Raw genomic sequence first — 25,220 nt, 5'->3', positions numbered from 1 at the left:
GTTTCAGGCCGTTGCCGACGCCCTCTTCGGAGCGCGCTGCGTAAGACGCATGGGCAAGCCGCCCTTCGGCCTCAGGGTGATCCGCTGCACGGGCGTGACCTCGTGCCCTGCCACCAGATCGAGCCGCATGGAGCGGGCGATGGTCGCCAGGACGATCACGGCCTCCTGCAGGGAGAAGCTCGCCCCGATGCAGACCCGCGGCCCGGCCCCGAACGGCAGATAGGCGAAACGGTCGATCCGGCTGCGGTTCTCCGGCAGGAAGCGCTCGGGACGGAAGGCGTCGGGCTCGTCCCAGAGCCTCTTGTGGCGATGCAGCACGTAAGGGGCGATCGCCACCATCGAGCCTGCCGGAATCTCCACCTCCCCGATCCGGTCGTCGCCGATCGCCGTGCGGCTCATATAGGGTGCCGGCGGATAAAGGCGCACGGCCTCGTCGATGACGGCACGGGTATAGACGAGCTTTTCCAGATGATGCGGCTCGAGCGGCCCCTCCCCCAGCACCTCGTCCGCCTCCCGCTCCACGTGGGCGCGGGCGCGCTCGTCCTGGGACAGGAGATAGAGCGACCAGGACAGCGCATTGGCCGTGGTCTCGTGCCCGGCGCCGATGAAGGTGACGATGTTGGTCCGCACCTCGATGTCGCTCAGTCCCTTGCCCGTCTCGGGGTCCGCCGCCTCCAGAAGCAGGGTCAGCAGGTCGCGGGGCGCCGGCTCGCCGCGGGCGAGCAAGGCCCTTCGGGCATCGATCAGCTCGTTCACCGTCTCCTCGAAGAACCGGATCGACGGCCTTGCGCGCAGGCGACCGATCCTCGGCACCCAGTCGGGAAAGCCGAAGATGTCGAGCGGATCGACCCGACCTATGCTGTTGAAATAACGGGTGATGGCGCGACCGAGCGCATCGGGATCCTTGGGCACGCCCTGGGTGAAGATCGTCCGCTCCAGCACGTCGAGGGTGACCCGGGTCATGTCCAGGGAGGCGTCCACCACCCGGCCCTCCGGACGGCGCTGCCAGCGCCGCACGAGACGATCGGCCGCCTCGACCATGGCCGGGAAGAAGCTGCCCACGTGGCGGGGGGTGAAGAGCGGCGCGATGGTGCGGCGCTGGAGCCGCCATTCGTCGCCCTCGGCCGTGACGAGCCCCCGTCCGAGGCCCGGCGCCAGAATCCGGATCTGCAGATCGTCTTTCCGGTAGTTCGCGGCGTTGTCCACGAGGATGTGGCGGATGACGGCGGGATCGTTCACCACGGTCATGCGGCCGAGCGCCCCCTCGCCGGTGAGGATCGACTCCTCGAAATGAGCCTCCATCCAGGTGTTCAGGGGGTTCTCGCGCACGGCCCTCAGGAAGGCCACCATGCCCAGCGGCTCGGTGCGGGGCTTCGGGTGAGGCGGGCGGAACAGGGACGCTTCCAGGGTGTCGCTCATGCGAATTGACGAGGCCTCCATGCGCGTTCGCAGTTGCGAGCGCCACTATTTGAGATAAGAACACGCAACTCCATCGAAAGAGGTCAGGATGTCGCCCTCAACCCGCATCGAAACAGATACCTTCGGGCCCATCGAAGTTGCAGCCGACAAGCTCTGGGGCGCCCAGACGCAGCGTTCGCTCCAGAACTTCCGCATCGGGACGGACCGGATGCCCCTTCCCCTGGTCCATGCGCTGGCCATCGTAAAGCAGGCCTCCGCGCTCGTGAACAAGGATCTGGGCAAGCTGGAGCCGCGTCTGGCCGATGCCATCGCGGCGGCGGCCGCCGACGTGGTGCAGGGCAAGTACGACGACGAATTCCCGCTCGTGGTCTATCAGACGGGCTCGGGCACCCAGTCCAACATGAACATGAATGAGGTCCTGTCGAACCTCGCCATCGAGCGTCTCGGCGGCGAGCGCGGCAGCAAGAAGCCGGTTCATCCCAACGACCACGTGAACATGGGCCAGTCGTCGAACGACTCGTTCCCGACCGCCATGCACATCGCGGTCGCCCGCGAGGTCCATGACCGGCTGATCCCCGCCCTGAAGCACCTGCACAAGGCGCTGAATGAGAAGGCCGAGGCCTTCAAGGACATCGTGAAGATCGGCCGCACCCACCTGCAGGACGCGACCCCGGTCACGCTGGGCCAGGAGTTCTCCGGCTATGCCGCCCAGGTACAGCTCGGCATCGCCCGCATCGAGCAGACGCTTCCCGGCATCTATGCCCTCGCTCAGGGCGGCACCGCCGTCGGCACAGGCCTGAACGCCCATCCGGAATTCGCCGATCGCTTCGCCTCGAAGGTGGTCGAGCTCACGGCGCTTCCCTTCACCTCGGCCAGCAACAAATTCGAGGCTCTCGCGTCCAACGACGCGCTCGTCTATACGCACGGCGCGCTGGCGAGCCTCGCGGCCGGCCTGTTCAAGATCGCCAACGACATCCGCCTGATGGGTTCCGGCCCGCGCTCGGGCATCGGCGAGATCTCCCTGCCCGAGAACGAGCCCGGCTCGTCCATCATGCCCGGCAAGGTGAACCCGACTCAGGCCGAGGCCATGACGATGCTGTGCTGCCAGGTGGCCGGCAACCAGACGACCGTGACCTTCGCGGGCAGCCAGGGCCATTTCGAGCTCAATGTGTTCAAACCGGTGATCGTGAACGCGGTGCTGCAGTCGATCCGTCTCATCGCCGACGGCGCGATCAGCTTCACCGACAACTGCGTCGTCGGCATCGAGCCGAACCGGGAGCGTCTCAGCGAGCTGATGCAGCGATCGCTGATGCTGGTGACGGCGCTGGCTCCGTCCATCGGCTACGACAAGGCGGCTGCCATCGCCAAGTCGGCCCACAAGAACGGCACGACGCTCAAGGAAGAGGCTCTCAAAGCCGGCGTCGCGGAAGACCACTTCCACGCCGTCGTGCGCCCCGAGACGATGCTGCAGCCGGGCGAATAAGCTACACTGGCGCCATGGCTGAGATCATCAATCTGCGCCAGGCGCGCAAGCAAAAGGCGCGGGCCGAGAAACAGGCCCGCGCCGACGCGAACCGCATCGCGTTCGGCCGCACGAAGGTTGAGAAGAACCTGACGAAAGCCGAGCAGGAACTGGCGAAGAGCCGCCTCGACTCGCACATGCGCGACGACAGCGAGAAGCCGTGAATGAGCATCGGCATCGTCAAGCGCTCCGTCTCCATCGCCGGCCACCGGACGAGCATCTCCCTTGAAGAGCCCTTCTGGGAGGGCCTGCGTGAGATTGCGGAACGGGACAGGATGTCCGTCCAGGCGCTGATCGGCCGCATCGATGCGGAACGGGGTGAGCAGAACCTCTCCTCCGCGATCCGGGTCTTCGTGCTCACGGATTTGCAGCATCGGTTGGGCATGCCGTCTTCGATCGGCACCGGAGCGCTTTAGGCACAGGCTGCCGGCAATCCTTTACAGCCGGGATGTTTCCCAGAGTCCCATCCTTCCGTGAACAAGGCCCGAATGTCATGGTCAGACTTGTCACGACCATCCCGATCAAGTGAAGTGCCGCGCATTTCGGATCGTCATCACCGGCACAAGGCCGGCGATGACGACGGAGGTCGAACTCCCGCCCGATCATTAATGGGATCAGGGCAAGGCGGACAAGCGGGCCGGCTTCGTCTTGGTAGCGCTTGCCTCAGACGACGATCTCGAAGTCACATCGTGTCAGGGCTGCCACGTTGTAGACCGTTATGCTGTTGCTGTCATCGAAACGAACGATGCTGTCCAGGGACCCGTCCTGATCCGCATCGACCGACTCAATGTCGAGGTCGGCGAAGGAGGAGACATTTTCGATCTCCCGCAGTTCGATAGTGTCCCGACCTTGCTTGAAATCGTGGATGTGGTCCTTGTTGTTGCTGGGACCGAAGACGAACGTATCGTTGCCGCCCCGTACTGTGCCATCCGAAGTCCTGAAGTCGCCCCACATATGATCTTCTGCATCTGCGCCGCTGATGAGACGGTCGTCTCCGCCCTTGGAGCCGCTACTCGTGGTCTCGGCATCGCCGTAGAGGTCGTTTCGTTGAGAATCCGCCCCACCTGTCAGGGTATCATCGCCGCCCCGCGACCCCTTCCGCATGATGCTGGCATCTCCCCAGAGAGCGTTCGTCAGGGACGCATCCCCACCAGTGAGACTATCATCCCCGCCACGGGATGAGATCATCTCATAGGCATCGCCGTGCAGACCATTCGCGTTGGCGTTCGAGGATCCTGTGAGATCGTCGCTTCCGCCGCTGGATGAATTCATGACCTGGGCATCGCCGTAGAGATCGTTGAAGTCGGAGCTTGCTCCGCCTGTGAGAGTATCGTCGCCGCCTTCGGAGCGGTTCCTCATGGTCTTGGCGTCGCCATAGAGAAGATTTCCGAACGAGTTGGCCCCACCTGTCAGACTGTCGTCGCCACCCTCCGCGCCGTTCTTCATGAGATCGGCATCCCCGTAGAGCTCATTGGACGTCGCATTTACGCCGCCCGTCAGGAAATCGTCGCCGCCCGCGGCACCATTCTTTATGACGTCGGCGTCGCCGAAGAGGTAGTTGAAGCTGGAGAAAGCCCCTCCCGTAAGGGTGTCGTTCCCTCCCACCTCGGGCGGGAACAAGGTCCCGTCAGTATCCCCGAACAGGAAATTCTCCGGTTCGCCGTCAATTACAGTGCCCGATGGGGGGAGAATGTTGTTTCCGAAGTCTCCGACGAGATAGGCCATGGGATGATCCTCCTGTCCTGCGAGAATATCGAAATGAACAGAAACACCGCATCCGCCGAATGATGTCGCACGACCAATAAATTTGCAGACGCCCGACAATAAATGCTCTCCTAAACATCGAGCATCAATAAATATTCGATAGTGTTTTATTCGTAATTATTTCTTACTACTCATCCGTTGAGGCACTACTTAAGACCTACCACTTTTTTAAGCGATCCCTCTGAGGAGGTACGGCTGCAATCGGGGCTTCGCGCCAGATGTTCTACCGCGTCGGCGGCGCTCCAAAGACCGATGGCGGCGGACCGATCCGGACCGGCGGGTTCAGGGGCGGCACCGAGGTCGGCGACGGGGTTGCCTCGGGCTCTTCCTCCGGCTGGTTCTGCTGCTCCGATTGCAGCCGCTCCGCCTCTCGGCGCGCACGCTCGGCTTCCGCCCGGGCGCGAGCTTGGCGGAGCGCCTCCTCCTCGGCCGCTTTGGCTCTCTGCCGCTCCGCCTCGCGCTGCGCGTCGATCTGGCGCTGGCGCTCGGCCGCGGCACGCTCGAAGGCTTCGATCTTCTCCAGTTCGCGCTTGAGCACGATGGCGGCGAGCCCGTTTCGGAACGGACCCGCATCGATCTGGCGAACGGGAGCCGACAGGGAACCCTGCCAATTCAGGCCCATCGAGGGCGGCGCGCCGACCCATTCGGGTGGCGATGCCTTGGCGGAGAGCGCCCCGCGCGCATCGAGCTGCAGGGTCTTCAGGTCGTAGGTGACCGCGCCCTGCCAAGTGGCCGGTCCGCTCTCGGCCACGAAGGGCGAGAGCCGCAACAGCCCGCCGACGAGCGCGGCCGAGGTCCTGACGGGCGCCGCGTTGAAGGGGCCACGGCCAAGCTCGATCCCAAGAAGCGTTTCCGTCTTGCCCTCTGCCAGGGGATCGTTCTCGGCGAGCGCGCGCTTGAGAGCCCTGTCGAACACGGACGGATCGGCCGCCGGAAGGCGAAGATTGGTGACCTGCCAGTCGCCGGCGCCGCCGAGATTGGTCACGAGTTCGGACAGGCTTGTGCCCGCCGCCCCGAACCGGAGCGGACCGGACAGAACGGCCTCGAACGGCGAGGATCCGGTCAGCGCCCACAGGGGCACCTTCTCCAGGGCGCCCTCACCCACGATGGTCGCAGTTCCTTCCTGCCGTGTGATGGTGGCCGAGCCCGTGATCCGCCCCGACCCGATGGTGGCATCGAGATTGCGGATGGAGATGCCGTCCGATTGCGCGCCGACGACGAAGGAGGCGCGGCTGGCCTGGAGGCCCCGCCCCAATTCGAGAGCGCCGACCCGGAATGTGACCTGCCCGCCGGTGACGAGGCGTCCGCTCTGCCCGAAGCGAGCCGTCGACCAGATGGCCGTGGCGCTTTGATCTCCCGGCACGTTGAGCGATAGACTCGCCACGAGCCACGGCAGGGAGAGCCGACCGAGGGAGACCTCGCCGCTGATGTCCGAACGGGACACCGCGACAAGGCGCGCCTGCACGCTGTCGTTCGAGACCTTGCCGTTGAGGGTGAGCAAGGTCGCCCCCCGCTCCCGGCCCAGGGTCACGCGCCCGTTCACGGGCACCGGAGGAGCAACGCCCGCCCCGTCTCCTAGGAGAAGCAGGAAGGGCGTGATGTCCGGCGTCGCGACTTCGACCTCGCCGCTATCCACCACGTCGTCCGCCTCGCTCAGGGCGAAGGGGCGCGTCGTCGTCACTTTGACGCCGGCAAGGTCGCCCGCGAGGGTGACGTTGAACAATCCGGACCCGACGCGGGCGCCCCGAAGATCGATCCTCGAGGGCCGGTTCAATCCGGCCATATTTGCCCGGTTGACCCAGCGCCCCGTATTGTCGGCAGACAACGCGATGGTGAGGCTCTCGGTCCGCCCGTCCACCGACTCGACTTGGCCTTCGAACGGCCCTCCGGCCACGCGCCCCTTTGCTGTCGTGCGCAATCGCAGCTCGGTCGAACCGGGAGCCGGTGTGACGCGCTCCGACGTGACGTCGAGTTCGAGCGCGCCTTCGCGGACGAAGTAAGGGACGAGCTTGGAAATTCCGCCGATCCACACGCTCCCCAACAGATCGACCAGGGGATTGGCGCGCTGAGCGGTGACCTTGCCGGTGATCTGCCCCGCGCCGTCAGGGGCGATGCGTCCACGCACCCGGGCATTGGCGCCGGCGAGATCGACGATGTCGAGGGTCTCGACCAGAAGCGCCGGCCCGTCGGAGAGGATGCGGGCCGAGATCCGGCCGGTGGGAGGGCTCTTCCCGGCGCTGACCCCGCGCGCGTCCAGGATGAAGCCGACATCGAGGTTCTCAGTCGCCTGAAACACGCTCGACACCTGTGGCAGGTCATCGAGGTTCAGGCCCTGGATCGCCACCTGAGCCTCCAGCTTGCCGCGCTCGCTGGCCTCCGGCGCGGTGTAGCGGGCATTCCCGGTCAGGATGGACTCGCCGGTCTTCAGGCGCAGACGGTTGAAGGACAGGACTGGGTTCGAGAAGGCGATTTCGGAAGAGGCCTCGACCGGGCGCCCGTCGAGCACTCTGAGCAGGGGCGAGTTGAGGCCGATGCGGGCGAGATAGCGCGCCAGGCGGTCGGACGCGTTGGAGGCCAATGCCACCTTGCCGTTGATGCCTCCGCGGGTGGTCAGGCCAAGCTGCCCCTCGAGCGCCACACGCGTCTCGCCCGGAGCGTTGAACTCGATCCGGTCCAGCGTCGCCCGGCCCGTATCGAGCGACAGGCGCAAGACCGCATTCGACAGATCCTCCTGGCCAAGGCCGATGCTGTCGATCTTGAGGTCGAGATCGATCGGCACCCGGATTAGCGGGAGGGACCATCCCTGCAGGCGGCTCTTAAAGTCCTGTCCGTTCCCGGACAGGATGAAGCTGTCGGCATCGAGCCGACGGCCTTCGAGCTTCAGGGAGATGCGCGGGTCGTTGAGACCGATCCGGCCCTCCCCGGTCATGCGCAGGCTCGCGCCGCCCTCGCCTGCCTCCACACTGACCGGGTTGAGTTCGACGGCACCCGGCACGGTCTTGAATTCGGTCTCGACCGCGATGGGAATGGGGATGCCAGCGGCTGCGATCTGTGCCGGAGGGCCGAACAGAACCTTGGCCTTGCCGGAGACTTGCGGGGTCGTGGCCTCGCCGCTTCCTTCGTTCAGCCCCAGCCGGGCATCGAGATCGAAGCGCGGATAGTTATCGCCTCCGCCCGAGAGCTTGACCTGGATGCTCTTGTCCTCGGCCAACTCGCCTGTCACCAAGCGAAAGGGCACGCCCGCGGTCGTTCCCTCAAGCCGCCACGGCCCGATCAGCCTCTGGCCTTCGATGGAAACGTTCTCGGCAAAGGCCTGGTTGGTGCGCCCCGTGCTCGCACTCTGCGTCGTGACGAGAAGCTGGGCAACCGTGAGATTCTCGATCGCCCATTCGCGGCCGCGGCCGCTGCCCGACACCAGATCCGGCGGCAGGCGCCATTCGCCGTCCCCGGCAACCGGGATCCGGATGTCGGCCCGGCCCACGCGCGTTTCCGTGAACCGCACCTCTCCTCGGAGCAGAGGCGTCAGGGCCACCTCGGCCCGAACGCCGTCGGCTGTCAAAACTGGGGAATCAGGCGTCTTGCCGCCGAGCCTCAAGCGGCCGAGGATCACCCTGGGCGCGGGCAGAAGCCGGATGCCGATATCGCCCTCGGTCTTTGCCTCCGTGCCGGATGCGCGCGCAATCATCCGGTCGATCGTGTCGCGATGGGCCTCCCAGTTGACGAAGGGAGGCGCCGCTACGGCAATCGCCAGGATCAGGATGACGATGGATGCGATGATCGTCAGGATATCGCGCAAGAGGCTGCCTTTTCTCCGTTACAGTGACACGTCCTTACCTCATGACCCCGAGGACCGGGAGCGCTGTTCCAGGTGTTCCACCGTGAAAGTGCTCCCCTGTCAAAGCACAACGATCTTGCCTGGGTTCATGATGTTGTGAGGATCGATCGCCTGTTTCAAGACGCGCATGAGGTCAAGGGCTGCCGGCCCATGCTCCACTTCCAGGTATTTCATCTTCTTCTGCCCCACCCCGTGCTCGCCCGTGCAGGTTCCCTCCATGGCCAAGGCCCGCCGCACGAGTCGGTCGACGAAGGCTTCGCAGGCCTCGATCTCCGCCGGATCCTCGGTATTCACGAGGGGCTGAACGTGGAAATTGCCGTCGCCCACATGGCCTACGATGGGGGCGATCAGGCCGCTCTCAAGAATGTCCTGCTTGGTGGCGTCGACGCATTCGGCCAAGCGGGAGATCGGCACGCAGACGTCGGTCGCCACCGACTGAGCGCCGGGCCGCAGGCCCTTGGCCGCCCAATAGGCATCGTGCCGGGCCTGCCAGAGGCGCGAGCGCTCCTCCGGCTTCGTGGCCCATTCGAATGGGCCGCCGCTGAACTCGGCCGCGATCTCGCCGAAGCGCTCGGCCTGCTCCTGCACGCCAGCCTCGGAGCCGTGGAACTCCAGGAGCAGCAGCGGGCTCTCGGGCAGCGTGAGCTTGGAATGGAGGTTGACCGCCCTCACCTGGACCTCGTCGAGCAATTCGATGCGCGCTACCGGGATGCCGGTCTGGATCGTCATGATCACCGCGTCGCAGGCCGCCTTCACGGACGGGAACGGGCAGATGCCGGCGGAGATCGCCTCCGGGATGCCATGGAGCTTCAGGGTGATCTCCGTGACGATGCCGAGCGTTCCCTCCGAGCCGATGAGGAGGCGGGTCAGGTCGTAGCCCGCCGAGCTCTTCTTGGCGCGGCTTGCCGTCTTCACGATCTCGCCGTTGGGCAGCACGGCGGTGAGCGCCAACACCGCGTCCTTCATGGTCCCGTATCGGACCGCGTTGGTGCCGGAGGCGCGGGTTGCGACCATGCCGCCGATGGAGGCGTCCGCGCCTGGATCGATGGGGAAGAACAAGCCCTTGTCCCGCAGGTACTCGTTCAGCTCCTTGCGGGTGACGCCCGCCTCGACCACGCAGTCCAGGTCCTCGTCATGGACGGCGATGATGCGCTTCATCAGGCTGAGATCAATGGAAACTCCGCCATAGGGAGCATTGATATGTCCTTCCAGAGACGTGCCAGTGCCGTAGGGGATGACCGGAACCTCGTGCGCGGCGCAGAGTTTGACGATCTCCGACACCTCCTCCGTCGTCCGCGGATAGACCACGATGTCCGGCGGCTGGTTCTTCACCCAGGTCAGGGTATGCCCATGCTGTTCGCGCACGGCAGCCGAGGTCGCGACCCGGTCGGCGAAACGCAGGGTCAGGGCAGACGATAGGGTAGCGACGGAGGCGTCCGTGGCTTTCTGGCGGACGGTCGCTTGGGGGGCATTCATGGAAGCTTCAGATCCGGTTGTGATGCTCATTCCACCCATAGCTACCAGAACCGTTGCGAAGGCAACACTCCGGATGAGAAAGATGCCGCACCCCTCATGCACAAGCCGTTTGAATGTGCTAACATTCCTGTATCACTGGGAAAGGAATGCACGTCTGAGCCGCGTTGAGGGACGAAACTGACCATGGAAAAGCGGACGCCGGTCTTCTTTTTTGCGCCCTTCGTGTCCTCCACGATGCGGGTCGAACCCGCCTGGATCGACTATAACGGCCACATGAACATGGCCTATTACCACGTTCTCTTCGACCGAGCCGTCGAAGAAGGCTTCAGCCTCGTCGGCCTGGGCCATGATTACCTGGAAAAGCGCAAGGCTTCCTTTTTCGCGGCCGAGGTTCATACCGTCTACAAGCGCGAATTGAAGATGCACGACCGGGTGCGCGTCACACTCCAGCTCGTCGATTTCGACGAAAAGCGCATCCACTATTACCTGGAAATCCGCCATGCCACCGAGGGCTGGGTGGCGGCGTCGATGGAGGGGCTGTCCCTTCACGTGGACATGGAAACCCGGAAGGTCTGCCCCTTCCCGGACGACATTGCCGCCAATCTCGCCGTGATGAGGACCACCCACGCCCGGTTGAGCAGACCGCCGGCCTTAGGCCGCACCATCGGCATCCCGTACAAAGCCGAAATTCACGACGCGTTATCAGCCTCAGGCACGCGACACTAGCAAACCGATCCTCGACGGCAGCCTGCTCGCGGAACTGGAGGGAGCGACCGGGGCGCGAATAGTCGATCCCGCTCGATATTCTGTCGGATTCGGTTGCTTTCGCTTCGAATATCCTGTTCGACGCCCAGGATTTCCTGATCCTGCCGGATCCGCCGATTGATCTCGTTTGAATTCCGTTCCGCCGGGCTGGTGCGCGGCAAGCGCGTCTGGGCCTCGGCCGGGACCGCCAAGGGCAGAACAAGGCTTGAGACGATGGCAAGGGCCACCATGAAGTGCATGGGACATTCCTCTTTGGGCCTGCCATACCCATATGGCAATGAGAACCCTTGTCGACAATGAGATTGAGGCCCGGAAGTTCGAGCCTGCGGCAGGATCGACAGGACTTCGGGCTCGACGCCGTTCGCCTTTTGATCCATGGTCCCGCCGATGAATCAGTCTGACCACCGACCCGATCCGCAGGACGGCCTTGCCCATGAGCCGGCGTCCGGCTCGCTGAGCGCCCGCGCCCGTGCGGCGGTTGCGCCGCAATCCCCCTATCTCAACGGCTTGAACCCGGAGCAGCGTGCCGCCGTCGAGGCCACGGAGGGCCCGGTTCTCGTGCTGGCGGGCGCCGGCACCGGCAAGACCCGCGTGCTCACCACCCGGATCGCGCACCTGATCGCCACCGGCAAGGCCTATCCGTCCCAGATTCTCGCTGTGACCTTCACCAACAAGGCCGCGCGGGAGATGCGCGAGCGCATCACGTCGGTCATCGGTCCGGTGGCCGAGGGGATGCAATGGCTCGGCACCTTCCACTCCATCGGCACCAAGATCCTGCGTCGTCACGCGGAGCTCGTCGGCCTGCGTTCCGACTTCACCATCCTCGGCACCGACGACCAGTTGCGCCTGATGAAGCAGGTGATCGAGGCGGAGGGTATCGATGAGAAGCGCTGGCCCGCGCGCCAGCTTGCAGCCCATATCGACGGCTGGAAGAACCGGGGTCTCGGCCCCGACCAGGTCCCGGCGGGCGAGGCCGGTGCCTTTGCCAACGGCAAAGGCGGACGGCTCTACCACGCCTATCAGGAGCGCCTGAAAGTTCTCAACGCCGTCGATTTCGGCGACCTCCTGCTCGAATGCCTGCGCCTGTGGCGCGAGCACCCGGATATCCTGGAGCAGTACCAGAACCGGTTCCGCTACATGCTGGTGGACGAGTACCAGGATACCAACGTCGCCCAGTATCTCTGGCTCAGGCTCCTGGCTCAGGCGCGCAAGAACCTATGCTGCGTCGGCGACGACGACCAGTCGATCTACGGCTGGCGCGGCGCCGAGGTCGACAACATCCTGCGCTTCGAGCACGACTTTCCCGGCGCCACCGTGATCCGTCTGGAGCGCAATTACCGCTCCACCGGCCACATCCTCTCGGCCGCGTCCGGACTCATCGCCAAGAACCAGGGCCGGCTCGGCAAGACCTTGCGCACGGAAGATGAGCCGGGCGAGAAGGTGACGATCACCGGCGCCTGGGACTCCGAGGACGAGGCACGCCTCATCGGCGAGGAAATCGAGGCGTTCCATGCGAAGAAGCACCCGCTCTCGGAAATCGCCATCCTGGTGCGCATCTCCGCCCAGATGCGCGAGATCGAAGACCGGCTCGTGACGCTCGGCGTGCCCTATCGCGTCATCGGCGGCCCGCGCTTCTACGAGCGCGCGGAAATCCGGGACGCGCTCGCTTATCTGCGCGTCGTCAACCAGCCTGCGGACGACCTCGCCTTCGAGCGCATCGTGAATACGCCGAAACGGGGCCTGGGCGATGCGACGATCCAGGTGCTGCACAACCACGCCCGCGCCGCCCGCGTGCCGCTCATGGAGGCCGCGCGCTTCATCGTCGAGACCGACGAGCTGAAGCCCAAGCCGCGCGCGACCCTGCGCGACCTCCTGATCTCCTTCGGCCGCTGGTCGAAACTCTCCGAGACCATGACGCAGTCCGAAGTCGCCCAGACGGTACTGGAGGAATCCGGCTACACCGACATGTGGCAGAAGGACAAATCGGCGGATGCCGCGGGACGTCTGGAGAACCTGAAGGAGCTCGTGCGCTCCATGGAGGAATTCCCGGATCTGCAAAGCTTCCTCGAACACGTCTCTCTGGTGATGGAAGCCAACGAGAGCGACACGGCCGAGCGGGTGAGCCTGATGACGCTTCACGCTGCCAAGGGCCTGGAATTCGACACCGTGTTCCTGCCGGGCTGGGAGGAAGGCCTGTTCCCGAACCAGCGTGCCCTCGACGAGAGCGGCCGCGCGGGTCTCGAGGAAGAGCGCCGCTTGGCCCATGTGGGCCTCACCCGCGCCCGGCGGCGTGCGAAGATCTACTTCGCGTCCAACAGGCGCATCCATGGCCTATGGAATTCGACCGTCCCGAGCCGTTTCATCGACGACCTGCCCGAGACCAACGTTGAGATCGTCGAGGCTCCCGCGAACTTCTCCTATGGCGGCGGCTCGCGCTTCGATCGCATGCAGCCTTTCAGCGGCTCGTCCTATCAGACACCCGGCTGGCAGCGCGCCCAGGCCCACCGCACCTCGACGGAGGACGGCGGCTACTCGGCCCGTAAGTCAGGCGACAGGCGCGGGCCGATGCTGATCGAAGGCGAGCTGGTGGCGAAATCCACCGGCGGCTCGGGCTTTGCCGTGGGCGGACGCGTCCTGCACACCAAATTCGGCCCCGGCACCATCGAAGCTGTGGACGGCAACAAGCTCACGGTCGAGTTCGATAAGGCGGGGCGCAAGATGGTGCTGGACAGCTTTGTGGAAGCACTGAGCTAGAAGAGTTTGCCATCGCCTGCCTTGCGCCCGTGATCCCGATCGGAGACCCAGTACCGTACCCATCCAGAGTGACATGGCTGGGACAAGCCCGGCCATGACAGATGTCGAGTTCGGAGCTCGCGACGATCACTCCGCCGCAATCGGCGGCACCGGCGCGGGTGGCGTGCCGTAGGTGCGCGGGTCGACAGGATTGAGCTGGCCTTCGTCTTCTGTGTAGGCCGGCGGGCGATCGACGTAAGTAAAGGTTCCCTTCCCGTCCGGCGCGGGCCCTTGCGCCCAGCGTCCCTGCTGGCTTTCCATGCCTTCCGAGTGGTTGAGGAACTGATAGGCGACTTCGCCCTTCTCCAGCTCCTGCGGGAAGTTGGCCGGAACCGGGGTCATATCGAGGCCGTCCTCCTCCAGCTCACGGATGGCCGCCAGCCATTGGTTCTGGTGCATGGTATCGCGTGCGATCAGGAACGAGAGCATGTCCCGTACACCGGTGTCATTCGTCATGTTGTACAGGCGGGCAACCTGAAGGCGCCCCTGGCTCTCGGCCGTCACGTTGAAGCGGAAGTCGGCCAGCAGATTGCCGCTCGCGATGGTGTAGGCCGAGGTCCAGGGATTGCCTACACTGTCACTCGGACGAGCACCAAGACCGGCCACGATGTAGTGCTGAGCATTCATGCCGGCCACGATGGCGTCCTCGACGCGGGCACCACCCATCACGGCGCCAACCACCGAGTTCTTCGCCATATCCTCCTGCTGCTCGATAGGTGAGGTCTCGAGCAGGCGTGCGATCATGGTGGCGAGCATCTCGACATGGCCGATTTCCTCGGTGCCGATGTCCATGATCATGTCCTTGTACTTCTGCGGACCGCGGCAGTTCCAACCCTGGAACAAGTAGGTCATCATCACGCTGATCTCGCCCCATTGGCCGCCGAGGGGCTCCTGAAGCATTTTGGCAAAAAGCGGATCGGGTTTATCAGGCTTGGCGTGATACGCCATCTGCTTCTGACGGAAGAACATTCGGCTGCTCCTGTGCGATGGATTGCATGGCAACTCTCGGCCCCACGAGAGCTAGCCTTCCAACCGGAGCGACTGGTCGTTGTTCCCCGAATAGGCTGTCTTTCCTGTACTTTAGACTAGTTCTGATGTAGAGGTTTTCCCTCTAGCCACCTGCCTGCAACTGTGGAACCATCCGCCCCGACCGAGCAACCGAAGAGGCGCCGATGTTCCCGCTGTCCCATATGCTGAAGTCGTTTATTCGCGCAGGCACGCTGAAGGTGATCGACGCGGAGGGCGCCGTGCATGTGTTCGGCGGGGACAAGCCCGGGCCGAGCGTCACCATGCGGCTCACGGATCGCTCCCTCTACCACAAGCTCTTCCTTAATCCGGAGCTGCATGCGGGCGAGGCCTATATGGACGGACGCATGAGTTTCGAGGACGGCTCGAACTTGCGAGATTTCCTGAATCTCTTCTCGATGAACCGCTCCACCCTGGCCAACTACCCGCTGCAGAGTACGCTCAAGCGCATTTCGCGTACCGTGAAGCGGTTTCAGCAGGCGAACCCGGTGGGCAAGGCGCAGCAGAACGTGGCGCACCACTACGATCTCGGGAACGACTTCTACAAGCTCTTCCTCGACAAGGGCATGCAGTATTCCTGCGCCTATTTCATCAACGACGACGACACGCTCGAAGAGGCGCAGCAGAACAAGCTTCGTCTCATCGCCTCGAAGCTGCAGCTCAAGCCCGGCTCGAAGATCCTCGACATCGGCAGCGGCTGGGGCGATCTCGCGCTCTATCTCGCCGCAATGGAAGACGTGGATGTCACGGGCGTCACCCTGTCGAAGGAGCAATACGAGCTCTCCAACGAGAAGGCGCGGCGCGCCGGTCTCTCGGACCGCGTCCGCTTCGAACTGCTCGATTACCGCAAGGTGGAAAGGAAGTTCGATCGCATCGTGTCGGTGGGCATGTTCGAGCATGTGGGGGTGCACCATTACGGCGAGTTCTTCGCCAAGATCAATGCTCTGCTCGACGATGACGGTCTCATGGTGCTGCACTCCATCGGCAAGATGAGCCCACCCGGAACCGCGAGCCCGTGGCTCCGGAAGTACATCTTCCCGGGCGCCTACTCGCCTGCCCTGTCGGAGGTGTTTCCCGTCGTTGAGCAGAACCAGTTATGGGTGACCGATCTCGAGTTCCTGCGCCTTCACTATGCCAAGACGCTCAACCATTGGCATCGGCGTTTCGAGGCCAACCGCGAGAAGATCGCCGCCATGTACGATGAGCGCTTCTGCCGGATGTTCGAGTTCTATCTCATCAGCGCCGAGACCATGTTCACGACAGGAAGCCAGCTCGTCTTCCATATGCAATTGGCGCGCAAACGCGATGCCGCGCCCATCGTGCGCGACTACATCACGGACACGCAGCGTGCCTACAAGGCCAAGGAAGCCGAGAAGCTTCAGGTGCTCGAACCTGCGGAAAAGGTGCTGCAGGCTGGGTGAAGGTCATAGTGCGGAGGCCGCGAAACGGCGCCTACCGCCTCCTGTGCCGCGCAGGAAAAGACGACGGGATAAGCCCGTTTCGAAATGCGATGTCATGACTGAATCCAGCGCGCGACTTAGGTCAGAGTCTCGTAATCCTTGTTCTTCAAACCGTCATGGGAATGACGGGTCGGCAGCTTGCCCTGCGGCTGCTTCTTGAAGTGCGAGGAGGCTTTGGCACCGACAGGTCCTTTCGAGATCGTGATGCCGCCATCCACCGTGTAGAGCGCGCCGGTGACGAAACTCGCCTCGTCGGAAGCCAGGAAGCAGAACACATTCGCGACCTCTTCCGGTGTTCCGCGCCGGCCCATGGGCGTAGCCTGCGTGATCATCGTCGCGAGTTCCGCATCCATCGGCCCCGTGGATTTGTGCGTCCAGGCGGTGTCGATCGGACCAGGGCAGACGCAGTTGGCCCGCACGCCATAGGGCACCTGCTCCGCCGCCACGCCGCGGATGAAGGAATGAATGAAAGCCTTCGTCCCGCCATAAGGAGTGTTCTTCGGATGTCCGAGCATGCCGGCCTCCGATCCTGTGGCGATGATGTTGCCGTGCGTTTCCTGCAAATGCGGCAAGGCGAACTTGGTCATCAGGAAGACCGAGCGCACATTCGAGCGGAAGGTCTCGTCGAACTTGTCGATAGGATAATCCTGCGTTTCCGCAACAGCCAGGAACACGCCCGCATTGTTGATGAGGATGTCGATGCGTCCGTAGGCACTCACACAGGCCTCGACGGCTGCTTGGGCATGACGCTCTTCGGCAATGTCGCCGAGATAGATTTCAGCAAACCCGCCCGCTCCGTTGATCGTGCGGGCCACGTCCTCGACCGGATCATCCGGCAACCCGACAAGGAGAAGGCGCGCACCTTCTTGGGCAAACTTGAGCGCAATCGCTTCGCCGATGCCGGTGCCGGCACCCGTCACGATGGCAACCTTGTCGAAAAGACGTCCGGGCATGGGGATCTCCTGGAAAGGGAACAAGCGCAGCCGTCAGCCGCAGGCCGCGGCCGACATCCGGTGAGGGCACAACGGAACGCTGTCCTGACGGTTCCAGGGGAAACCCGGTCTCACGGACAGGTGACCTGCGTTGCAAGGGGTGCTAAGGCGACTTTCATGCTTGAAGGTCTGCACCCCAACCGCCCCACCCACGTTTTCCGCATCACCACGGATGAGCGCTCGGCACGCGCCATGACCGACATGATCGGCGAGATCTTCGATCCGGCCGAGACAGCCGTCGCCTCCTTCGAGACAGAGGATGGAGGACCGTGGATGCTCGAAGCGTATTTCGCGCATCAGCCCGATGAAGAAGCGATCCGGGCTCTGCTGCGCCCGATCGTCGGCGCGGAAGCGGACAAGGGCGTCTTCCTTCCCCTCGAGCAGAAGGACTGGGTGAAAGCTTCCTTGGAGGGTCTAAAGCCCGTCCGGGCCGGCCGCATCTTCGTGCATGGCTCGCATGATCGCCATGAGCGCCGCCCGAGCGACGTCGCCATCGAGATCGAGGCGGGCCTTGCCTTCGGCACGGGCCATCACGGCACCACCAAGGGCTGCCTGCTTGCTTTCGTGGATGAGTTGAAGACGCGCACGCCTCGCCATGTGCTCGATGTCGGTACCGGCACGGGCATTCTGGCCTTTGCGGCGGCGAAGATTCTGAAGAAGCCGGTCGTGGCCGGCGATATCGATCCGGAAGCCGTGCGTGTGGCCCGCGAGAATGCGCGGCTGAACGGGATCGGAGCGTTCATGAAGCTTTATGTGGGCCCCGGTATCTGTCATGCAGAGGCCGACCGCGCAGGCCATTTTGATCTAGTCTTCGCTAATATCTTGGCAAAGCCCCTGCGGATGCTGGCGCCGTCCCTGGGGCGCGTAGCGAGCCGGGACGGAACGATCATTCTCTCGGGGTTGCTTGCCCGAGACGTCCCCGGCGTTCTATCGGCTTATGCCCATCAGGGCTGGTATCTGCAGCGCCGCTACGATCTCGACGGCTGGGCAGCGCTGGTCTTGAAGCGGGGCAATGCTCGTCCACTGCCCCGCCTGCGGTTGGATTACTCAGCCAGAACACCCGGGTAACGCTTGGCGAGTTCGCGGCGAAGCTTGAGGGTCTCAATCCAGACTTCGCGGATGGCCTTCATGGCGGTGATGATGATCATGGTATCGTCTCGCTTCAAAAAATGTTGGTCAGATCTTGGTGGGCAACAGGTCGGTCTGGTCGAGGAACAGGGCTGAATGATCCTGTCGGCGGCTCAGGTCCTGGATGAACGCCTCGTGACGGCGCAATTCCTGGGCGGCGCTTCTCGCCCGGCTTGCGATGAGCGCATCGGCGATCCGCGTCGCGACTTGTGCAAGTCTGGACGGCTTCTCGGCAGTCCCGACGAGGAAATTCGAAAAAACAGCTGTGATCATGGGCTCATCTCCAACAGATTGGTGCTGAGACCCTTCAGCGTTCCTCTGTTATCGTTGTCAGAAAGATAAGCTCGGTCAGACTTTAGTTGAAGTCACAGGATCACATGCGCGTCATGCACCCGACGCAGGGCGACGTCGCAAAAGATTGGGCAACAGGCACTCGGCGCATAATTCAAAGGCGTTCTGCTGTGGACCGAGGCATGCTCTGCCAACTCTCCTGGCAACCGCCTCGCCCACCGGATTGAACCCAAAAATGGTTTCCCCATTAGGTCCGATGCTCTAGCGTGTCGCCCTCCTCATGTCCGACCGATCGGTGCTGCTTTCCATGGCTCAGTTCCAGTTCTTTGACGATACGACCTCCCCTGCTCAAGGCCCTCAACACATCGCCAAACTGCGCATTGAGATGACCCGACGCGGCTTCGACGGCTTCATCGTCCCCCGCGCCGACGAGCACCAGGGAGAGTACGTGCCGAAGAGCGCGGAGCGTCTGGCCTGGCTCACAGGCTTCACAGGTTCCGCCGGTACCGCCGTGATCCTGCAGGACAAGGCAGCTCTCGTGGTGGACGGGCGTTACACGGTCCAAGCGGCCGAGCAGGTCGACACCTCCGTCATCGCGCCAGTTCAGTTGGCCGATTCCACCCCCGAGGACTGGATTGCCGCCCATCTCCCGCCGGGTGGCATCCTGGCCTACGATCCCTGGCTCCACACGAGCGAGGGCCTAAAAAAGCTTGAGCAGGCAGTCGGCCGGGCTGGCGGCAAGCTTGCCCCTGTCGACATCAATCTGGTGGACGTGATCTGGATCGACCGCCCGGCTCCGCCGCAGGCTCCCGTGCGGCCCCATCCGCTTGACTATGCAGGCGAGACCGCGCCTGCCAAACTGGAGCGCATCCGCAGCAAGATGGCGGAGGCGAAGATCGACGCGCTGGTCATCTCCGATCCGCACAACCTCGCCTGGGCATTCAATCTCCGCGGCGGCGATGTGGGCCATACGCCCCTGCCCCTCGGCTATGCCATCCTCCCGAAAGAAGGCCGCGCGAGCCTGTTCTTCGACCCGGCGAAGGTGACGAACGAAGCGGGGGACGCCGTTGGCGACCTCGCCGAGTTCGCTCCCATGGGCACCTTCCAGAGCGCCCTCGATGCGCTCGGCCAGACGGGCGGCAAGATCCGCATCGATTCCGCCACCGGCGCGGTCGCCCTGGTCCGATGCATCGAGGCGGCCGGCGGCACGGTCGATGTGGGAGCCGATCCGATCGCTCTCATGAAAGCGGTCAAGAACGAGGCCGAGATCGCCGGCTCCCATGCGGCCCATCTGCGCGACGGCGTCGCGTTGGCGCGCTTCCTGGCCTGGCTCGACCGGGAGGCTCCCTCGGGCAAGCTGACGGAAATCGATGCCGTCGAAGCCCTCGAGGCTTTTCGCATCGAGACGGGCGCCTTGAAGAACGTCTCCTTTCCGAGCATCTCGGGCGCCGGCCCCAATGCCGCGCTGCCTCATTATCGCGTCACGACGTCGAGCAACCGCACGCTCGAACTCGATCAGATCTTTCTGATCGATTCCGGCGCGCAGTACGAGGACGGCACCACGGACATCACCCGCACGATCATCGTGGGCGAACCGACAGCCGAGATGAAGGACCGCTTCACCCGCGTCCTCAAAGGCCATATCGCCATCGCACAGGCCGTATTTCCGAAGGGGACGACAGGCGCGCAGATCGACGCCTTCGCTCGCAAGCCGCTATGGGAGGCAGGCCTCGACTTCGATCACGGAACGGGCCACGGCATCGGCAGCTATCTGTCCGTGCACGAGGGCCCGCAACGCATCGCCAAGACCGGGCACACGCCCCTGGAAGTGGGCATGATGCTGTCGAACGAGCCGGGCTTCTACAAGCCGGGCGCCTACGGCATCCGCATTGAAAATCTTATCCTCGTGGAGCCCCGCACGATTCCCGGCGGCGACCGCGAGATGATGGGCTTCGAGACGTTGACCTTCACACCCATCGACCTGCGCCTCGTCGAGCCCGCCATCATGAGCGCCGACGAGATCGCCTGGCTCAACGCCTACCACGCCGCCGTGCGTGAGAAGATCGGACCGAAGCTCGATGCCGAGACCCGGGCTTGGCTGGAGAACGCGACGCGGCCGATCGGCTAGAGCATCGGGTGGATCCCAAAAGTGCAAGTCCACTTTTGAGATCGATGCTTTAGAACAGGTTCCGCAGCACCACGACGGACACCACGCCGACCGCGACTGTTCCAAGCAGCGGGAGCCGCAATGCGGCCGCCGCCGTGATGGCAGTCGCCACGGCCTCCGCCCATCCGCTGGTGAGCGCGGTCGGAGCGATCACGGCGACCAGCACCGCCGGCGGAATGGCGTCGAAGGCGGCCTTGGCGCGACCCGTCAGCACGAGGCGGTCGGCCACGAACAGGCCTGCGATTCGGGTGAGATAGGTCACCACCGCCATGGCCAGGACGGCGAGCAGGGTTGTCGTGTCGAGGCTCATGGACGCGCCTCCTTGGGGGCAGCGAGATAGGCGGCGGCAATGCCGGCGAGCGCGCCGGAGGCCACATGCCAGGGGGCGCCGACGAAGTGGTGCACGAGAGCCGCGACGCCGGCGCTGACCGCCACCGTGACGAGCGTTACCCGGCTCCGTCCGAAGCCTGCAACGAGGCCGATGAACAGGGCCGTGAAGGCGAAATCCGCCCCGATGCGCTCCGGATCGCCGAGGAGGGAGCCGAGGACCGCCCCGAGACTCGAGAAGAAGGTCCAATTCAGCCACAGGACTGCACCCATGGCGGCCCAGTAGGCGAAAGTGACCGGCCGTTCCAGGGCGCGGCGCTCGGACAGGGCCCAGGCCTCGTCGGTCAGGAAGAAGAACGACAGGAACATTTGGACCCGCGACATCCGCACCTTGGGCGACAAAGACGCCCCCATCAGCACGTGGCGCACGTTGATCAGCAGCGTCGCGAAGGCGAGCGTCAGGATGGGCGCGGGATGAATCCAGGTCTCGATGGCGGCGAACTGCGCCCCGCCGGCGAAGACGAGGGCCGACATCACCGTAACCTCCAAGGGGGTCAGCCCTTTCGCGGCCGCCACCGCGCCGAAGAGCAGGCTGATGGGAATGGCTGCCACGACCACGGGAGCGATGTCGCGCAGGCCCGCCCGAATCTCGCGGGGGTAGTCGACGGTGAAAGGGTTTGCTTGATCCATGGCCATGCCTGTTTTCCGCACCTTATGCGCGTTCGATGAGGAAGCGTCTTGGATGAAAGTGCCGTCTCAGGCGGCCCGATAGGCGCCGGGCGTCACGCCCATGCGGGCCTTGAAGACGCGGTTGAGGTGGCTTTGGTCGAAGAACCCGCAGGCGGCCGCCACGTCGCCTGGAGCCTGCCCCTGGCTCAAGAGCTTCGTGGCTGCGCGAAAGCGTCGGTCGAGTAGGTAGGCATGGGGTGTCAGACCGGTCTCCTTGGCGAAGGCGCGGATGAAATGGCTGCGGGAGAGCCCCGCCATGGTGGCGAGATCGGCCAGATCCGCCTCCTCGCTCATGTGGGTGTCGAGATAATCCCGCACCCGCAGGATGCCCTTCGAGCCGTAGCGCAGGGTCGGCAGGGCATCAAGATCGGCCCAGCGGGCGATCAGGCGGCTCAGGAAATCGATGAGCCGGGTGTCCTGCTCCATCTCGGAGGTCCAGGTCTCATCCTGGCAGAGGCAGGCATGAAGCCGGACCTGGGCCTGGAAAAGCTCCGGATCGTCGATGACCGAATGCGGGAACCAGGGCGCGCGGGAGAGCGGCCGCCCGGCCACCTCCTCGGCGATTTCCTGCATCAGCTCGGCCGATGGGTAGAACGTGCGGTACTCGAAGCCGCCGCCATAGGGCTCGCCGTCATGGATCTCGTCCGGGCAGACGACGGCCACGGAGCCTGCCGGAGCGTAATGCTGCGCGCCGCGATGAAAGAAGGTCTCGCAGCCCGCCAGGACCGCCGCGATGGCATAGGTGTCGTGGCTATGCCGGGCATAGGCGTGACGGCGGAAGGTCGCGCGCAGGCAATCGAGGTCGCGGTAGCGCGGCACTCGCCAGAAATGCGTCACGTCACCCGCTCCGACCAGTTCCGGGTCGAGCGAGACCTCGGGGGTGATCACCGTCATGGGGCCACCTTGCCACATCGGAGCGCCCAAGTCTTGGACAGAAGTCTCATCCCCGCCCGACGAGGGCAAACCAGCCGTCCTCGTCCATCACCTGGAGTCCGAGCTCGGCCGCTTTGGCGAGCTTGGAGCCCGCCCCGGGGCCGGCCACCACGATGTCCGTCTTCTTGGACACGGAGCCCGCCACCTTGGCGCCAAGCCGCTCGGCCATGGCCTTGGCCTCCTCGCGGGTCATCTGCTCGAGCGAGCCGGTGAACACCACGGTCTTGCCCGCCACGGGAGAATTTGCGGAAGCCGGCGCCTCCATGGGCTCCACCGTCACCTCGCCAAGGAGCGCATCGAGCATCTCTTCGTTGTGCTGCTCCTTGAAAAACTCGACGACGGCCTCCGCCACCACCGGCCCGATGCCCCCAATGGCGGTGAGTTCCGCATGCGCCTCCGATGCGGGATCGGCCGCGGCCTTCGCGGTCTCGCGCAGGTGCTCGAAGGTGCCGAAATGGCGCGCGAGCAGCCGGGCCGAGGTCTCGCCGATATGCGGGATGCCGAGGGCGAAGATGAAGCGATTGAGCGCGATCGAGCGGCGCGCCTCGATGGCCGCGAACAGGTTCTTCGCGCTCGTCTCGCCCCAGCCCTCCCGGTTTTCCAGGCGCTTGAGACTGCGCGCATTGCGGGCCTGCAGGGTGAAGATGTCCTGCGGGCGCTGGACGAGGCCTTCCTCGTAGAACTCGTCGATGCGCTGCTCGCCCATGCCCTCGATGTCGAAGGCATTGCGCGAGACGAAATGCTTCAGGCGCTCGCGGGCCTGCGCCGGACAGATGAGGCCGCCGGTGCAGCGGCGCACCGCATCCTCCTTGCCGGTGCGCGGATTGACCTCGCGCACCGCATGACTGCCGCAGGCCGGGCATGTGGTCGGGAACTCGTAAGGCTTCGCGTCGGCCGGGCGCTTCTCCAGCACCACGTCGAGCACTTTCGGGATTACGTCGCCGGCACGGTTGATGACGACCGTATCGCCGATGCGGATGTCGACACCGTTGCGGATCTTCTCGCCGTTGCCGCCGATGCCCTTGATGTAATCCTCGTTGTGCAGGGTCGCGTTGGACACGACGACGCCGCCGACGGTGACGGGCTTCAGGCGCGCGATGGGGTTGAGCGAACCCGTGCGGCCCACATTGATCTCGATGCCTTCGAGCACCGTCACGGCCTTCTGCGCCGGGAACTTGTGCGCCAGCGCCCAGCGCGGGGAGCGCGAGACGAAGCCGAGGCGCTGCTGCAGGCCCAACTCGTCGACCTTGTAGACCACGCCGTCGATGTCGTAGCCGAGATTGGCGCGATCGGTCTCGATGGCGTGGTAGTGCTCCAGCATTTCGGCGATGCTCGTGCAGCGGCGCGTGAGCGGATTGACCTTGAGGCCGAAGCTCCGGAAGCACTCCATCATGCCGTGTTGCGTCGTCGCCGGCATGGTGCTCACCTCGCCCCAGGCATAGGCGAAGAAGCGCAAGGGACGCGACGCGGTGATCGATGCATCAAGCTGGCGCAGGCTGCCCGCCGCCGCGTTGCGCGGATTGGCGAAGAGCGCTTTGCCCGCTGCCTCCTGGCGCGCATTGATGGCGGCGAAATCCTCGTGCGAGAGATAGACTTCGCCGCGCACCTCGAAGATGTCGGGAACGTCCGAACCTTTCAGCCGATGGGGAATGTCGCCCACTGTGCGGGCGTTGTTCGTCACGTCCTCGCCCACTGCGCCGTCGCCGCGGGTAGCGGCGGACACGAGCCTGCCGTTCTCGTAGCGCAGGCTCAAGGAAAGACCGTCGATCTTCGGCTCCGCCGTGAAGGCGAGCGGCGCATCGGCCTTCCATTGCAGGAAGCGGCGGATGCGCTCGACGAATTCCTCAACCTCCTCGTCGGCGAAGCCGTTGGCGAGTGACAGCATCGGCACCCGGTGCCGGATCTTGCCGAATTTTTCCGACACCTTGGATCCGACCTTCTGGGTCAGGCTCTCGGGCGTCTTCAGCTCCGGGAACTGATCCTCCAGGGCCTCGTAGCGCTTGCGCAGGGCGTCGTATTCGGCATCCGAGACGCTCGGCGCGTCCTCCTCGTAATAGCGCCTGTCGTGCTCCTTGATCTCGGCGCCGAGCGCCTCGTGCTCGATCCGCGCCGCGTTGGGCGTCAGGTGGTCGACAGGCTTTGGGGAGGAGGAGCTGCGTGGGGGCATAGTCGAATCGTGGTTGAGGGTGCTTGAACCATAGCGCTCTGCGGCGGAGTCTCCAGGGGCGGATGCGGACGGTGCACGGAATTCTGGCATTCTTCGCCCCGCCATCGGCGTCGGGCTCGTCCCGGCGATCTCGATGCTGTGAGCCGCGGTGTTGCTCCCATCGGGGGCAGCGGGCCTGAGTCCTGCCTCGTCATGGCCGGCCCTGGCGCGGGCGGGCTGCTGCAGCCCTTCTGCTACTGCGTGATGTCAAAGATCCAGCACCTTGGGGCCCGCAGCTTGCGCTGCGAGCCTTTCAGGAGATCGAGGGTGGCGCGAGAGGCGGCCCGGCTCGATGATGATGGTGTGAGATGGAAGAGCCGGACGGCGCCTCGCGCACGGTTCTTTTCAGGCGGACCAGCTGGGACGACACCCAAGGTCGGCCTCCTG

The 25,220-nt window shown here is 64.5% G+C and carries 19 protein-coding genes; 8 read left to right on the top strand and 11 right to left on the bottom strand.

Annotated features, from left to right (window positions below; translation table 11 throughout):
* Positions 1–3: 3 nt before the first annotated feature.
* Positions 4–1,419: a cytochrome P450 gene (locus VB672_RS01970; protein WP_329782480.1), complete on the bottom strand. Its 1,416-nt coding sequence runs from the start codon at positions 1,417–1,419 to the stop codon at positions 4–6.
* 88 nt (positions 1,420–1,507) lie between these two features.
* Here VB672_RS01970 and fumC point away from each other — a divergent pair, with 88 nt between their 5' ends.
* Genes fumC through VB672_RS01955 form a run of 3 tightly spaced genes read left to right on the top strand, consistent with a single transcriptional unit; the run spans position 1,508 to position 3,357 of the window.
* Entirely contained in the window at positions 1,508–2,902 is a 1,395-nt protein-coding gene (gene fumC, locus VB672_RS01965; RefSeq protein WP_329782479.1) for a class II fumarate hydratase, read from the top strand.
* Between the two features lie 14 nt (positions 2,903–2,916).
* Positions 2,917–3,105 (top strand): DUF4169 family protein, encoded by a 189-nt coding sequence (locus VB672_RS01960; RefSeq protein WP_329782478.1) that lies wholly within the window; start codon positions 2,917–2,919, stop codon positions 3,103–3,105.
* A complete protein-coding gene (locus VB672_RS01955) occupies positions 3,106–3,357 on the top strand; it encodes a ribbon-helix-helix domain-containing protein (protein ID WP_329782477.1) in 252 nt (83 codons plus the stop codon).
* A 247-nt stretch (positions 3,358–3,604) separates the two neighbouring features.
* Here the strand turns inward: VB672_RS01955 and VB672_RS01950 are convergent, their stop codons facing one another.
* From VB672_RS01950 to VB672_RS01940, 3 genes are all read right to left on the bottom strand, one after another.
* Positions 3,605–4,666, bottom strand: coding sequence for a M10 family metallopeptidase C-terminal domain-containing protein (locus VB672_RS01950; protein WP_329782476.1), 1,062 nt, complete (start codon positions 4,664–4,666; stop codon positions 3,605–3,607).
* A 262-nt stretch (positions 4,667–4,928) separates the two neighbouring features.
* A complete protein-coding gene (locus VB672_RS01945; protein WP_329782475.1) occupies positions 4,929–8,501 on the bottom strand; it encodes an AsmA family protein in 3,573 nt (1,190 codons plus the stop codon).
* 99 nt (positions 8,502–8,600) lie between these two features.
* On the bottom strand, positions 8,601–10,016 hold the full coding sequence (locus VB672_RS01940) for an FAD-binding oxidoreductase (protein ID WP_329782474.1): 1,416 nt from the start codon (positions 10,014–10,016) through the stop codon (positions 8,601–8,603).
* 183 nt (positions 10,017–10,199) lie between these two features.
* Here VB672_RS01940 and VB672_RS01935 point away from each other — a divergent pair, with 183 nt between their 5' ends.
* Both VB672_RS01935 and VB672_RS01930 read left to right on the top strand, forming a co-directional pair.
* The gene (locus VB672_RS01935; RefSeq protein ID WP_329782473.1) at positions 10,200–10,742 is read left to right on the top strand and encodes a thioesterase family protein; all 543 of its coding nucleotides are present in this window, start codon (positions 10,200–10,202) and stop codon (positions 10,740–10,742) included.
* Between the two features lie 426 nt (positions 10,743–11,168).
* Positions 11,169–13,535, top strand: a complete 2,367-nt coding sequence (locus VB672_RS01930) for an ATP-dependent helicase (protein ID WP_329782472.1) — start codon at positions 11,169–11,171, stop codon at positions 13,533–13,535.
* Between the two features lie 126 nt (positions 13,536–13,661).
* Here the strand turns inward: VB672_RS01930 and VB672_RS01925 are convergent, their stop codons facing one another.
* On the bottom strand, positions 13,662–14,543 hold the full coding sequence (locus tag VB672_RS01925; RefSeq protein ID WP_329782471.1) for a manganese catalase family protein: 882 nt from the start codon (positions 14,541–14,543) through the stop codon (positions 13,662–13,664).
* 203 nt (positions 14,544–14,746) lie between these two features.
* Between VB672_RS01925 and VB672_RS01920 the strand changes: the two genes are divergently transcribed.
* Positions 14,747–16,021: a cyclopropane-fatty-acyl-phospholipid synthase family protein gene (locus VB672_RS01920; RefSeq protein ID WP_329782470.1), complete on the top strand. Its 1,275-nt coding sequence runs from the start codon at positions 14,747–14,749 to the stop codon at positions 16,019–16,021.
* Positions 16,022–16,137: 116 nt separating this feature from the next.
* On the opposite strand, the gene VB672_RS01915 is transcribed toward VB672_RS01920, so the two are convergent.
* The gene (locus VB672_RS01915; RefSeq protein ID WP_329782469.1) at positions 16,138–17,013 is read right to left on the bottom strand and encodes an SDR family NAD(P)-dependent oxidoreductase; all 876 of its coding nucleotides are present in this window, start codon (positions 17,011–17,013) and stop codon (positions 16,138–16,140) included.
* 156 nt (positions 17,014–17,169) lie between these two features.
* Between VB672_RS01915 and VB672_RS01910 the strand changes: the two genes are divergently transcribed.
* Positions 17,170–18,120, top strand: a complete 951-nt coding sequence (locus VB672_RS01910; protein ID WP_329782468.1) for a 50S ribosomal protein L11 methyltransferase — start codon at positions 17,170–17,172, stop codon at positions 18,118–18,120.
* 108 nt (positions 18,121–18,228) lie between these two features.
* Here the strand turns inward: VB672_RS01910 and VB672_RS01905 are convergent, their stop codons facing one another.
* Positions 18,229–18,453 carry a hypothetical protein gene (locus VB672_RS01905; RefSeq protein WP_329782467.1) on the bottom strand — a complete coding sequence of 75 codons (225 nt, stop codon included), beginning with the start codon at positions 18,451–18,453 and terminating at the stop codon, positions 18,229–18,231.
* A gap of 325 nt (positions 18,454–18,778) precedes the next feature.
* On the opposite strand from VB672_RS01905, the gene VB672_RS01900 reads away from it, so the two are divergent.
* Positions 18,779–20,599 carry an aminopeptidase P family protein gene (locus tag VB672_RS01900; RefSeq protein WP_329782466.1) on the top strand — a complete coding sequence of 607 codons (1,821 nt, stop codon included), beginning with the start codon at positions 18,779–18,781 and terminating at the stop codon, positions 20,597–20,599.
* Positions 20,600–20,648: 49 nt separating this feature from the next.
* Here the strand turns inward: VB672_RS01900 and VB672_RS01895 are convergent, their stop codons facing one another.
* From VB672_RS01895 to ligA, 4 genes are all read right to left on the bottom strand, one after another.
* Positions 20,649–20,948 carry an AzlD family protein gene (locus tag VB672_RS01895; RefSeq protein ID WP_329782465.1) on the bottom strand — a complete coding sequence of 100 codons (300 nt, stop codon included), beginning with the start codon at positions 20,946–20,948 and terminating at the stop codon, positions 20,649–20,651.
* Entirely contained in the window at positions 20,945–21,655 is a 711-nt protein-coding gene (locus VB672_RS01890) for an AzlC family ABC transporter permease (protein WP_329782464.1), read from the bottom strand. Before VB672_RS01890 ends, VB672_RS01895 begins: the two co-directional genes overlap by 4 nt.
* Before the next feature lie 66 nt (positions 21,656–21,721).
* Positions 21,722–22,588, bottom strand: a complete 867-nt coding sequence (locus VB672_RS01885) for a helix-turn-helix transcriptional regulator (RefSeq protein ID WP_329782463.1) — start codon at positions 22,586–22,588, stop codon at positions 21,722–21,724.
* 46 nt (positions 22,589–22,634) lie between these two features.
* The gene (ligA, locus tag VB672_RS01880; protein WP_329782462.1) at positions 22,635–24,794 is read right to left on the bottom strand and encodes an NAD-dependent DNA ligase LigA; all 2,160 of its coding nucleotides are present in this window, start codon (positions 24,792–24,794) and stop codon (positions 22,635–22,637) included.
* Positions 24,795–25,220: the final 426 nt, after the last annotated feature.

The organism is Microvirga sp. CF3016 (assembly GCF_036314085.1).
Lineage (GTDB): Bacteria > Pseudomonadota > Alphaproteobacteria > Rhizobiales > Beijerinckiaceae > Microvirga.
This window is presented reverse-complemented; position numbering and strand designations above follow the sequence as displayed.